This is a genomic window from Stenotrophomonas sp. RIT-551 (assembly GCF_026241915.1).
GTDB classification, from domain to species: domain Bacteria; phylum Pseudomonadota; class Gammaproteobacteria; order Xanthomonadales; family Xanthomonadaceae; genus Stenotrophomonas; species Stenotrophomonas bentonitica_A.
Genome location: NZ_JAPJIU010000001.1, coordinates 1 through 11,921, shown reverse-complemented (window position 1 = coordinate 11,921; position 11,921 = coordinate 1). Strand labels below are relative to the sequence as shown.

Annotated in this window: 12 protein-coding genes; 6 read left to right on the top strand and 6 right to left on the bottom strand. The window is 67.7% G+C overall.

What is annotated here, in order from left to right:
• The first annotated feature begins 31 nt into the window (after positions 1 to 31).
• The 3 genes from ORK51_RS00060 (at position 32) to ORK51_RS00050 (ending at position 3,597) form a co-directional block, all read left to right on the top strand.
• A complete protein-coding gene (locus ORK51_RS00060) occupies positions 32 to 1,870 on the top strand; it encodes a GspE/PulE family protein (protein ID WP_266083395.1) in 1,839 nt (612 codons plus the stop codon).
• Positions 1,842 to 2,561: a glutamine amidotransferase gene (locus tag ORK51_RS00055; protein WP_070426248.1), complete on the top strand. Its 720-nt coding sequence runs from the start codon at positions 1,842 to 1,844 to the stop codon at positions 2,559 to 2,561. The genes ORK51_RS00060 and ORK51_RS00055 overlap by 29 nt, the downstream gene beginning before the upstream one ends.
• Positions 2,562 to 2,697: 136 nt before the next feature.
• The gene (locus ORK51_RS00050; RefSeq protein ID WP_266083394.1) at positions 2,698 to 3,597 is read left to right on the top strand and encodes a BPSS1780 family membrane protein; all 900 of its coding nucleotides are present in this window, start codon (positions 2,698 to 2,700) and stop codon (positions 3,595 to 3,597) included.
• A 307-nt stretch (positions 3,598 to 3,904) separates the two neighbouring features.
• Here the strand turns inward: ORK51_RS00050 and ORK51_RS00045 are convergent, their stop codons facing one another.
• The 5 genes from ORK51_RS00045 to ORK51_RS00025 all read right to left on the bottom strand — a co-directional run bounded on the left by ORK51_RS00045 (position 3,905) and on the right by ORK51_RS00025 (position 7,041).
• A complete protein-coding gene (locus ORK51_RS00045) occupies positions 3,905 to 4,147 on the bottom strand; it encodes a hypothetical protein (protein WP_266083393.1) in 243 nt (80 codons plus the stop codon).
• A 393-nt stretch (positions 4,148 to 4,540) separates the two neighbouring features.
• Complete coding sequence (tatC, locus tag ORK51_RS00040) at positions 4,541 to 5,290, bottom strand: twin-arginine translocase subunit TatC (RefSeq protein ID WP_019185588.1); 750 nt, start codon at positions 5,288 to 5,290, stop codon at positions 4,541 to 4,543.
• Positions 5,287 to 5,826 carry a Sec-independent protein translocase protein TatB gene (gene tatB / locus ORK51_RS00035; RefSeq protein ID WP_070426250.1) on the bottom strand — a complete coding sequence of 180 codons (540 nt, stop codon included), beginning with the start codon at positions 5,824 to 5,826 and terminating at the stop codon, positions 5,287 to 5,289. Before tatB ends, tatC begins: the two co-directional genes overlap by 4 nt.
• Before the next feature lie 15 nt (positions 5,827 to 5,841).
• The gene (gene tatA, locus ORK51_RS00030) at positions 5,842 to 6,069 is read right to left on the bottom strand and encodes a Sec-independent protein translocase subunit TatA (RefSeq protein ID WP_070426251.1); all 228 of its coding nucleotides are present in this window, start codon (positions 6,067 to 6,069) and stop codon (positions 5,842 to 5,844) included.
• Between the two features lie 75 nt (positions 6,070 to 6,144).
• Complete coding sequence (locus ORK51_RS00025) at positions 6,145 to 7,041, bottom strand: lipid-binding SYLF domain-containing protein (protein WP_019185585.1); 897 nt, start codon at positions 7,039 to 7,041, stop codon at positions 6,145 to 6,147.
• Between the two features lie 187 nt (positions 7,042 to 7,228).
• Here ORK51_RS00025 and hemH point away from each other — a divergent pair, with 187 nt between their 5' ends.
• The 3 genes from hemH to ORK51_RS00010 all read left to right on the top strand — a co-directional run bounded on the left by hemH (position 7,229) and on the right by ORK51_RS00010 (position 11,131).
• A complete protein-coding gene (hemH, locus tag ORK51_RS00020) occupies positions 7,229 to 8,191 on the top strand; it encodes a ferrochelatase (RefSeq protein ID WP_019185584.1) in 963 nt (320 codons plus the stop codon).
• Positions 8,188 to 9,036, top strand: a complete 849-nt coding sequence (locus ORK51_RS00015; protein WP_070426252.1) for an alpha/beta fold hydrolase — start codon at positions 8,188 to 8,190, stop codon at positions 9,034 to 9,036. Before hemH ends, ORK51_RS00015 begins: the two co-directional genes overlap by 4 nt.
• Before the next feature lie 358 nt (positions 9,037 to 9,394).
• Positions 9,395 to 11,131, top strand: coding sequence for a methyl-accepting chemotaxis protein (locus ORK51_RS00010; protein WP_323053898.1), 1,737 nt, complete (start codon positions 9,395 to 9,397; stop codon positions 11,129 to 11,131).
• A 39-nt stretch (positions 11,132 to 11,170) separates the two neighbouring features.
• Here ORK51_RS00010 and ORK51_RS00005 read toward each other — a convergent pair.
• A partial coding sequence (locus ORK51_RS00005) for a Rossmann-fold NAD(P)-binding domain-containing protein (protein WP_266083392.1) occupies positions 11,171 to 11,921 on the bottom strand: 751 nt, incomplete at its 5' end.

Sequence of the window (11,921 nt, the reverse complement as noted above, 5' to 3'; positions counted from 1 at the left end):
ACGGGCCTTCCGTGCCTTGGGGAATTGGAGGATGGATCCACGCCTGCCCGCGGCCATTGCCCGTGTTCCTGCGCCGGCCGTGCCCCTGCCGCACGGCCGCCTGGACTTCGACCAGGTCGCTGCAGCACTGGTCGCCGATGGCCTGGTCGCCCCTGCCGATCTGGAGCGGATCCGCTTCTCCGCCCCGGGCGCACGCAATGCCAGCGAGGTCCATCCACTGGTTCTGCTGGCCAACCTGAAGCTGGGCGCCAGCGGCGGCGGTGAACTCGGCCTGGAGCGCCTCAGCGAATGGCTGGCCCAGCGCGCGGGCGTGCGCTACCTGCGGGTGGACCCGACCCGGGTCGACGTCTCGGCGGTCACCGCCCTGGTCTCCCATGCCTATGCACGCCGCCACCGCTTCCTGCCACTGGCCGTGGACAGCGAGCGCGTGCTGGTCGCCACCAGCGAACCGCTGGCCCAGGAGTGGCTGCGCGACCTGCAGCACCTGAGCCGCCGCCGGATCGAGCTGGCGATGGTCAACCCGCTCGACCTGCACCGCTACACCATGGAGTTCTACGGGGTCACGCGCTCGGTGCGCGGCGCCCGCGGCGATGTCCGGGGCGAGGCCAGCAGCACCCTGCCCAGCTTCGAGCAGCTGGTCGAGCTGGGCCGCGCCGGTGACGTCAACGCCGACGACCAGCACATCGTGCACATCGTGGATTGGCTGCTGCAGTACGCCTATGAGCAGCGCGCCTCGGACATCCACCTGGAGCCGCGCCGCGACATGGGCCGCATGCGCTTCCGCATCGATGGGGTGCTGCACAAGGTGTTCGAGGTGCCGCCGGCGGTGATGACCGCCGTGGTCAGCCGCATCAAGGTGCTGGGCCGGATGGACCTGGCCGAGCGTCGCCGCCCGCAGGATGGCCGCATCAAGACCCGTTCGCCGGGCGGGCGCGAGGTGGAGATGCGCCTGTCGACCATGCCCACCGCGTTCGGCGAAAAGTGCGTGATGCGCATCTTCGACCCGGATGCGGCGTTCAAGAGCATCGACCAGCTGGGTTTCAGCCCGCAGGAAGCGGCTGGCTGGAGCGCCCTGGTCGAGCGCCCGCACGGCATCGTGCTGGTCACCGGGCCGACCGGCTCGGGCAAGACCACCACTCTGTATTCCACGCTGAAGCGGCTGGCCACACCGGACGTGAATGTCTGCACGGTGGAAGACCCGATCGAAATGATCGCGCCGGAATTCAACCAGATGCAGGTGCAGACCAACATCGATCTGGACTTCGCCAGCGGCGTGCGCACCCTGCTGCGGCAGGACCCGGACATCATCATGATCGGCGAGATCCGCGACCTGGAGACCGCGCAGATGGCGGTGCAGGCCTCGCTGACCGGCCACCTGGTGCTGTCCACCCTGCACACCAACGATGCGCCCTCGGCGATCACCCGCCTGCTGGACCTGGGGGTGCCGCACTACCTGCTCGCCTCCACCCTCAACGGGGTATTGGCCCAGCGTCTGGTGCGCACCCTGTGCACCCACTGCAAGGTGCCCGCGGTGCTCTCGGCCGAGCAATGGGCGGTGTTGGCTGATGCCGATGCGGCATTACCTGAGGCACCCACGCCATATGCACCGGTCGGCTGCATCGACTGCCGGCGCACCGGTTTCCTCGGCCGCGTGGGCCTGTATGAGTTGCTGCCATTGGGTTCCAGCCTGCGCCGGCACATCCGCGCGGACATGGATCTGGCCGCCTTCAACCGTGCCGCACGTGCTGAAGGGGTACGAACCCTGCGCCGCGCAGGGCTTGAAAAGGTAGCGGCAGGGCTGACTACAATCGAGGAAGTCCTCTCGGTCCTGCCTCCCCCGGATGAATTCCGCCCCGTTCCTGATTCTTGAAACCGGCCAACCCGTCGCCTCGCTGCGCCGCTACGGGCGGTTTTCGCACTGGATCCGGGTCGCGGCCGGGCTCGGCGCCGACGAGACCGTGGTGGTCGATGTCGAGCACGGCGGCACCCTGCCCAGCCACCGCGATTTCGCCGGCGTGATCGTCAGCGGCTCGGCCGCCTATGTCACCGACCGCGCCGACTGGAGCGAGCGCAGCGCGCAATGGCTGCGCGATGCCGCCCACGACGACCGCCCGGTGTTCGGCATCTGCTACGGCCACCAGCTGCTGGCCCACGCGCTGGGCGGCGAAGTCGCCTACAACCCGGCAGGCCGCGAATCGGGCACGATCGAGCTGGCGCTCGATCCGTCAGCGATCGACGATCCGCTGTTCAGTGGCCTGCCCGCGCGCTTCCCGGCGCACGCCACCCACCTGCAGACGGTCCTGCGCGCCCCCGAGGGCGCGGCGATCCTGGCGCGCTCGGCGCAGGACAACTGCCACGCCTTCCGCTGGGGCGCGCATGCCTGGGGCGTGCAGTTCCACCCCGAGTTCGCCACCCACCACATGCGCGGCTATGTCCGCGCCCGCGCCGAGTGCATCCGCCAGCACGGCGGCTGCGCGCGCCGCGTCGCCCGCGAGGTCAGCGCCGCGCCGCTGGCCCGCCAGCTGCTGCGCCGTTTCGTCCGCCAGGCGCGCAACGCCTGAGGCCAGCACCGGCAAGGCACCGGGCGCAACGCAGCGTCCGCGCCGCGCTGGGCGGCCTTCAGGTCACGCGCCGGGAAAACAGGGATAATCGACCGCAATCGGGCGTTCGCGCCTCCTCCCCTGTCCCCGGAATGTTATGAGCGAGATTCGCAAGCTGCCGGCCTCCGCCGGCGCGGAATGGCTGGTGTCGGGTTTCACCCTGCTGCGCAAGGCGCCGTTGGCGCTGGGCCTGCTCGGCGTGATCTGGGCCGTGGCCGCGTTGCTGGTGATGTCGCTGGCGATGGTCAGCCCGGCACTGAGCACACTGGCGCAGCTGTTGATGGCGCTGGCCGGCCCGTTGTTCTTCGGTGGCCTGGTCTGGGCCGTGCGCGAAGTGGACCAGGGGCGCGTTGCACAGCCTGCGCACCTGCTGCAGGGGCTGCATGAAGGCCGCGCCCTGAACCTGCTCGCCTCGCTGCTGCCGCAGCTGGTGGCCGGCCTGTTCCTGGGCGTGCTGCTGCTGGTGCTGATCGGTAGCAGCGGCCTGCAGCACCTCAGCGAGGTGATGGTCCAGCTCAACACGATCAGCCAGTCCGGCGCGCAGCCGGACCCGGCGCAGATCGAAGAGTTGATGGCGAGCCTGCCGGCGATGCGCATCCTGCTGTGGCTGGCGCTGGTGGTGGTCACCTTCCTGGCCATGGCGCTGGCGCTGTTCACCCTGCCGCCGCAGGTGATGTTCGAGCACCGCAACGGTCTGCAGGCGATGCGCCTGAGCCTGCGCGCCTGCCTGCACAACGTGCTGGCGATGCTGGTGTTCTTCCTGCTCGCCTTCGTGGCGGTGTTTGCGATCTACTTCGGCGTGATGCTGGTGGCCCTGATCGCGCAGCTGATCGGCGGCACCATGCTCGCCCTGTTCGTCGCGCAGCTGCTGCTGATGGGGGTGGTGATGCCGGTGTTCGCCGGTGCCATCTACACCGCGTGGAAGCAGATGTTCGGCCAGCAGGGTCCGCAGACCCCGCCGCCGATGCCGGGCCCGAACAACGTGTTCGCCGCCTGATCAACACAAAACCCCGGCTTTGGCCGTAGTGCTGTCCGCCAAAGCGATTGTGCTACACAAAATTCCACCCCCGATCTCGCTGGTACGGTTCTGTGTCCTCTCTACGCGAACAGCTCGATGTCGGCGCACTTCGCTGTTCAACGTTGCTGACGGCGGTGGGAGTACACATTTCTGCAGCGCCGGGGGATCACTCCGGTCAGCAATTTGACGCTTGTTGCGCGGAGGGCGTTGAAGATTTACGAAATTGCTGTCGGAGTGGTCACAAGATTCTTCGCTTTCGGTCCATGCATTGCAGCATCCGAAAACATCACTCCGGGATGTTTCGAAGATCCGTGCAAGCCTGCTCGACGACCTCGAGGAAATCCTTGATCGGGAACTTCATCTTGGGGTCAACGCCGAGCAGTCGGGTTTCGTGGAAAAACTCGATCTCCAAAGCCCCGTCTGCGCGCTCCTTGTCGATACGGCAGAGGATCTGAGACTCAAATGAAACTTCCGCAGCAAGTGAATTGAATTTCGCAGGACTTACAAAGTCCACTGAAAAACCGCTCATAGCACACCTATTTTTTTGGATCCAAGAAAGTATTGAAGGAACCGTCTGCCTCAAACCGTACGCCCTGCCCGCTTGCGCCTCTGTATTCCATGCCACCGCCGCTTAAAGGGCTCTTAACCGTGTCGGGACCTTTTAGAAATCCCCCCACTACCCGCTCAGCAGCGGAGCAGTCGAAAAGCGGGGCGTTACGCGTTGATCACTCTGGTCATTGCTCTTCGTGGCGCGAAGACACAGGTAACGCTGCTCGGCGTGACGGCTGGTGCTCAGCGCAGCCATTCATGGCTGTTCAAATACGCTCAGCCGAAAAAGAGCCCTGGGTCTACGTCGCTGTGCAGATTGACGTGGCCGTGGCAACAAGTTGCCTCGCTGCAACCGGATGCATTTTTCGCGCCATTACTCCGGCTGTGCTTTCCCACCGGGGCGTGGCACCAGCCAGCGTGCCGCATGGATGCCCAGTTCGTAGAGCAGGCACATCGGAATGGCCAGCATCAGCTGCGAGACCACGTCCGGCGGCGTCAGCACCGCGGCCAGCACGAAGATGCCGACGATCGCGTAGCCGCGGCCTTCCTTGAACTGCTGCGGCGTGATCCAGCCCAGCAGCACCAGGATCACCATCGCCACCGGCAGCTCGAAACTGGTGCCGAAGGCGAAGAAGATCGCCAGCACGAAATCCAGGTAAGCCGTTGCGTCCGGAGTGATCGCGATCACCTCCGGGCGGAACGTGGTCAGGAAGTGGAACACCGCCGGCAGCACCAGGAAGTACGCGAACGCGCAGCCCAGATAGAACAGCAGGACCGACGAGGCCAGCAACGGCACGGCCAGGCGTTTTTCGCGGGCATACAGGCCCGGTGCCACGAACGACCACAGCTGGAACAGCAGCCACGGCACGGCGATGAACACCGCTACGAAGAAGGTCAGCTTCAACGGCGCGAAGAAGGCACCCGCAGGATTGGTCGCGATCATCGTCTGCCCGTTCGGCAGCTGCGAGATCAGCGGTTCGGCGACCATCGTGTAGATCTGACGCGAGAACGGCATCAGCCCCAGCAGCACCACGCCCAGGCCGATCAACGCGCGCACCAGGCGCGCACGCAGTTCAATCAGGTGTTCGACCAGCGAGCTCTCGCTGCTTTCATGCTCGCTCATCGCGGTGCCTCGTCGTTGGGCGGCGTGGGCGTGGGCGCAGGCGCCGCGGTATCCGTCGATGGCGGCAGCGGTGCCGACACGTCCGCACGGGGCGCACTGCCATCGATCCCGGGCGGAGCCATCGCATCGCGCGGCGGCTCGACCTCATCGGTCGCCACCGCATGCTGGGCCACGCTGGCCGGAGAACCCGGCGCCGGGCCGGTCATCACCGGCGCGTCGTCCGCGGCGGCAACACCCTCGCCGTGACGCGCCACGTCCTGGCGCATCTGCTCGGCCTCGCGGCGCACCGCTTCGCCGCTGGCGCGCAGCTGCGACTCGGTATCGCGTACCGAAGACTTCACATCATCGAACTGGCGCTTGATCTCTTCGGCATGCAGCTCGCGCTCAAGCTCCTGCTTCACCGAATCCCACTGGTTGCGGGCACGGCGCACCCACAACCCGGCGAAGCGGGCCGCCTTGGGCAGCCGCTCGGGGCCGAGCACGACCAGGGCCACCACCGCGATGACCAGCAGTTCACTGAAACCGATATCGAACACGCCAAGCCGCCCGGATCAGCGCGGGTCGCGGTCGTGCTCGGTCTGCGACGTCGTCGTCGAGTCCTGCGGACGCGAGCTGTCGCTGAGCTGCGCGTTCGGCTTGTCCTCGTCGCGCATGCCCTTCTTGAATTCCTTGACGGCGCTGCCAAGGTCCTTGGCGCCGCTGGTCAGTTTCTTGGTGCCGAACACCAGCAGAACGATGACCAGCACGACCAACCAATGCCAGATGCTGAAAGTGCCCATGAGCCGCTCGCGTTACGTAGTGATCAGACGGTTGAGCATAGCGCACCGGCGGTAAGCCGGCGCGCGTGACAAAAGTCAGTTGCCGTCCAGCGATTCGGTACGGACTTCACCGTCACCGACCGGCTGGAAGCCCTGCTGCGGGGCCGGTTGCGCCGGCACGGACTGCAACGGGGCGGTGGTCGCGCCGGCAGCGGCCGGAGCCGGCGCCTGTTCAGGTCGAACCGGCACGGTGGCCGCGCGCGGTGCCGGGGCCGGTGCAGGCGCGCTGCCTGCGGTCCCGCGCTTTTCACGGGCGGTGTAGGTGGCTTCTTCCAGGCGATCGCGGAAGGCGACCACGTCCACCGACGGCGGCTCGCCGACGCGGCCTTCGAACACCATGCGCGGCGTGGTATTGCTGCCGTAGGCATCCAGGTTGGCGGCATCGTCGATCTGCAGCACGGCGCCATCCAGCGCCACACCGGCGAACAGCCCGCGGGCGCGCGACCAGGACCAGATTTCGGCCTTCAACTGGCCATCGGTGGCGGCCGCGGCGTTGCGGCCGACAGGACCGGCGGCGACACCGGCATCGGCGCCCAGGGTGAATTTGCCGTTGACGAGATTGTCCAGGCTGCGGTCATTGCGGAACACCAGCACCACGTCGGAGGACTGCACACCGGCCTGGAAGCCGATGCTGCCGCCGGTGAGCTTCACGAACACCGGGTTGGACCAGCTGCCGTCGGGCGTCTTGACCGACATCAGGCCGTGGCCGCGACGGCCACCGATCACCAGGCCGGCTTTGATGGTGTCAGGGATGACGACGACCGCGCGACCTTCGTCGAGCAGCTTGTCGGGAATCCCCTGCTCGGGGATGCCCTGGATTTCATTCAGGACGCGCACGGCATTGCGGGCGCGCTGGTCCTCCTGTGGCCCGGCCATGGCCTGGGTCGACAGCAGGCTGGCGGTGATCAGCAGTACAAGGCTGAGGCGGCGCATGGGTGGGCTCCAGAAAGTCGATTCATACAAGATAGCGGCACGTTCGACCGGGGTCGATACGCTTCTGGACGTTAGAAGCCCGGCGATGAATCGGCAATGAGTATTCCGGGCTATCGATATCCCTGCTGGATCGTGTTCATCATCCAAATCCATCCCGCCAATCGCGCAGACCTGCGAGAATGGCGACATGCTCGACGCACCCGACACCGCCGTGCTGGCGGTCAATCTAGGCACGCCCGAGACGCCAACCGCCCCGGCGGTGCGTCGCTACCTGGCTGAGTTCCTCAGCGATCCGCGCGTGGTCGCGATTCCGCCACTGTTCTGGAAACCCTTGCTGTACGGGCTGATCCTGCCATTGCGCAGTGGTCGCTCGGCCGCCAAGTACGCCCAGGTCTGGCTGCCGGACGGCTCCCCGCTGATGGTCTACACCCGCCGGCTGGCCGAGGCCATGCAGGGCCTCATGCCGGACCTGCGGGTGCGTCATGCGATGCGCTACGGCGCGCCGGCGCTGCCGGCCGAGCTGGATCGGCTGGCCGCCGAGGGCATCAAGCGGATCGTGGTGCTGCCGCTGTATCCCCAGTATTCGACCACCACCACCGCCTCCATCGAGGATCAGGTGCGTCAGTGGCAGCCGGCACATCCCGGCGTCACCGTGACCCTGGTGCGCGATTACGCGGTCGATCCGGACTGGGTCGCCGCCGTCGCCGGCAGCATCCGCCAGTGGTGGGAGCACCACGGTCGCGGCGAGAAGCTGGTGTTCTCTTTCCATGGCATCCCGCAGCGCCTGGCCGATGCCGGCGATCCGTATCCGCAACGCTGCGAGGCCAGTGCGCGGGCGATCGCGCAGGCCCTGGAGCTGACCGACGATGCCTGGCAGTTGACCTACCAGTCGCGGTTCGGCCGCGAGAAGTGGCTGCAGCCCTATGCCGAGCCCACCCTGTGGGCAATGGCAGACAGCGGCGTGCGCAGCATGGACGTGGTCTGCCCTGGCTTTGCCACGGACTGCCTGGAAACGCTGGAGGAAGTGGCGATGGGCTTTACCGAAACCGTGGCCCAGCGCGGCGCGACCATGCGCTACATCCCCTGCCTCAACGATGCGCAGGCGCATGCACTGGCGCTGTCGCGACTGAGCATCGCGGCGCTGGCATGACCCTGCAGCCGTTCTCCCTGGCGGTCGCCGGCAGCACCGTGGCCGGGCTGCGGTCGCCTGTGAGCGGTGGCCTGCGTGTGCTGGCGCTGCACGGCTGGCTCGACAACGCGGCCAGCTTCGTGCCGTTGGCCGCGCAGCTGCCCGGGCTCGAGCTGGTGGCGATCGATCTGCCCGGGCACGGCCACAGCGCGCATCTGCCGCCCGGCACGCAATACAACACGCCCGGTGCGATCTGCCATGTCCTTGAAGTCGCCGATGCGCTGGGCTGGGATCGCTTCGTGCTGCTCGGCCATTCGATGGGCGCGGGCATCGCCAGCCTCACCGCGGCAGCCGCACCGGAGCGCGTGGAGCGCCTGATCGCGATCGAGGCGCTCGGCGGCCTGCGCGGTCCGGAGAATGAGACAGCACAGCGTCTTCGCGAACACGTGCGCGCCGCGCGTGCACTGTCCACCCGCAGGCTGCGTGTGTTTCCCGATCTGGCTGCGCCGATCCGCGCCCGCATGATGGCCAACCAGCTCAGCGAGCCGTGCGCGCGCCTGCTGGTCGAACGTGGCGTCAAACCGGTCGAGGGCGGGTACAGCTGGTGCAGCGATCAACGCCTGATGCTGCCCACCGCGATGCGCCTGAGTGAGGCGCAGATCGACGACCTGCTCGCCGCGATCGAGTGCCCGACCCAGGTGATCTACGCCACGCCGGCGCAGCCGTATTACCCCGAGCCGCTGCGCAGCCAGCGCATCGGGCTGCTGCGCGAAGGCCGCCTGGCCGTGTTCCCGGGCACCCATCACCTGCACATGGAGCACCCGCAGGTGGTGGCCGAGGTGATCCAGGGCTTCCTCGCCGGGTAAGCCTGCACGGTGCGACACACGGTCGCACTCAACTTATCCCGGCAGCGACCGATACCGAGGGTGCAGGCGATTTTCTCGACTGCACTGTCGTCGCTTGCTCCGCCGTTGCGAAGCCGCGCATCACCCAGGCTTCCAGGGAACGTCGTCGCAATGCCGGATTGGCCGTGCCATCGCCCACAGGACCGGGCCATGCCGGCGGTGATCGCCACCGCCGACGCGGCGTTCGCTGTGTGCTCCCTACGCGCCTCCCTGCTTCCTTTCGCTGCTGCGCCCACCGAATCGCCGGTGAGGGGTGCGGCACCCGCCTGTGCGCGCGAGCGCCGCAGGATTTCTGCTTTCTGATGATTCTGGAGCCGCCATGTCCGCCCTTCCCGTTGCCTCGACCCGCCCACCCGATCTGCTGCGCACGCGCACGTCCCGACCGTTCGCGGACGCGGCCTGTCTGATCACCGCGGGGCTGCTGATCGCCGCGGCCGTGATCGCTGCGGTCTGGCAGCGGCAGCCCTGGGCGCTGCTTCCGGTCGCGATCGCGGGGCTGCTGCTGGGCCTGGTGGCGCTGCGTGTGAGGCAGCAGGGTCATGCCCTGCGGCAGGCAGAGACGCGAGCGCTTTCGCTGGCCACAGAGGCGGCGCGCGCGCAGGCGCGCGACAGCGTCTACCACGCCCACGATGCCCAGGTGCGGCAGGCGCTGGATGTCTCCCGCACGGCGATGATGATTGCCGACAACGACCACGTGATCCGCTACGTCAACCAGTCGGTGGTGACGCTGCTGCGCAACCAGCAGGCCAGTCTGCGCGAGGCCTTCCCCGATTTCGACGCCGAGCGCCTGGTCGGCAGCAGCATCCACCGTTTCCATGCCAACCCGGACCGTATCCGCGGCATCCTCAACACCCTGATGGCCACCCATCATGGCCGCGTGCGGATCGGCCCGGTGCATTTCGCCCAGGTGGTGACGCCGGTGTTCGATGCGCAGGGCCAGCGCCAGGGCTTCGCGGTGGAGTGGCATGACCGTACCCACGAGCTGCTGCTGGAGACCGCCGTGGCCGACATCGTCGAGGCGGCCAGCAAGGGCGACCTCGATCGTCGCCTGCAGGCCACCGACGGCGGCGCCGGCTTCCTCAATGGCCTGACCGGCGGCATCAACCAGTTGCTGGACAGTGTTGGTGGTACGGTCGGCGAGATCCGCCGCATGCTTTCCGCGCTGGCCGACGGCGACCTGGGCCAGCGCATGCGCGGCGACTTCCACGGCTCGTTCCAAGCCATGCAACGCGATGCCAACGCGACCGCCGAACAGTTGACCGCGATGGTCGAGCGGATCAAGCGGTGCACCGGCTCTATCTCGCTGGCCGCCAGCGAGATCGCCAGCGGCAACGATGACCTCTCCGAGCGCACCGAACGCCAGGCCGCACATCTGGAGGAAACCGCCGCCTCGATGGAAGAGCTGACCTCGACCGTCCGCCAGAACGCCGAGCATGCGCGCCAGGCCAGCGCGCTGGCCCACGGCGCACATGACGTCGCCACGCGCGGCAGCCAGGTGGTGGGCCAGGTGGTGACCACCATGGACGCCATCCAGAGCGCCTCCCACCGGATCGGCGACATCACCCGGGTGATCGACGGCATCGCCTTCCAGACCAACATCCTGGCACTCAACGCGGCGGTGGAAGCCGCGCGCGCCGGCGAGCAGGGCCGGGGCTTCGCCGTGGTCGCCAGCGAAGTGCGCAGCCTGGCGCAGCGATCGGCCGAAGCGGCCAAGGAGATCAAGGGCCTGATCGAGGCCTCCGTGGAACAGGTCGCCGAGGGCGCCCGTCTGGTCCAGGACGCCGGACAGACCATGGGCGAGATCGTCACCCGCGTCGCCAGTGTCAGCGGCATCATGGCCGAGATCTCTTCTGCGTCGCAGGAGCAGGCGGCCGGCATCGACCAGGTCAACCAGACCGTGGCGCAGATGGACGATGCCACCCAGCAGAACGCGGCGCTGGTCGAGGAAGCCAGTGCTGCGGCGCGGTTGCTGGAAGCGCAGGCTGCCGACCTGACCCAGGCGGTCGCGGTGTTCCGCCATCAGGAACAGGCCTACCGCGCGGCCGCAGTGGCCTGATCGGCGTCAGCCCAGCACGCGCCGCGGCGCGTCCTGCAGTCAGGCGGCGATGCGTTCGACCGCCTGGCTGAAGGCATCGCGATCGTTGCGCTCGGTGACTTCGCCCCATTGCCGCGTCGCCAGTATGTTCTGCTGGCGAACAGCGCCTGCCTGGATACCGCCAGGTGCACGCCGGCGGCCTCTGCTTGGCCAGCATCCAGATTCAAACGCCACGCATTGACCTGCAAGCCGACTCCCGGGCCGATCCGCGCGACCCGCTGACCGATCCCGCCCAGTCGGCAGCCCCAGGCGTGCGCCGTGCAGATCACGACCGACGCTCTGCTGCCACGGTCCTTGCACACGCAGCGCGTTCGCCTCCGGCACCAGATTCCGCATTACCGCCAGGATCAGCACCCAGGTCAGTTCCATCGCCGGTTGGGGATGGCTGTCGGTTCCGCACACGACCACGCCTTGCGCCTTCGCGGCGGTGATCGGCGTGCGCATGCGCATCACCCCCGTGTCCCGGCATCCTGCGAGTGCGGTCACCAGCGCATCCCCGGTGTGGGGCGTCGCCGACCTGCGTATCTGCACGGCATCGGCGAGCCAGCGCCAATCGGCGGACGAGATCGCCACGCCCCCCGGGTGGTCGTCGAGAATCACGCAGGTCAGCGGGGTGGAGTTGTCCGTCATCAGCAGCCATGACGGTACGTCTGCATGGCGACGTGCTTTACAGACAGCTGCGCCAGACACCGGCAGGGCGTGCCTGGTTGCCGGAAGGCGGCGGAGCCAGGCGCTGAATCGCGGACAAAAA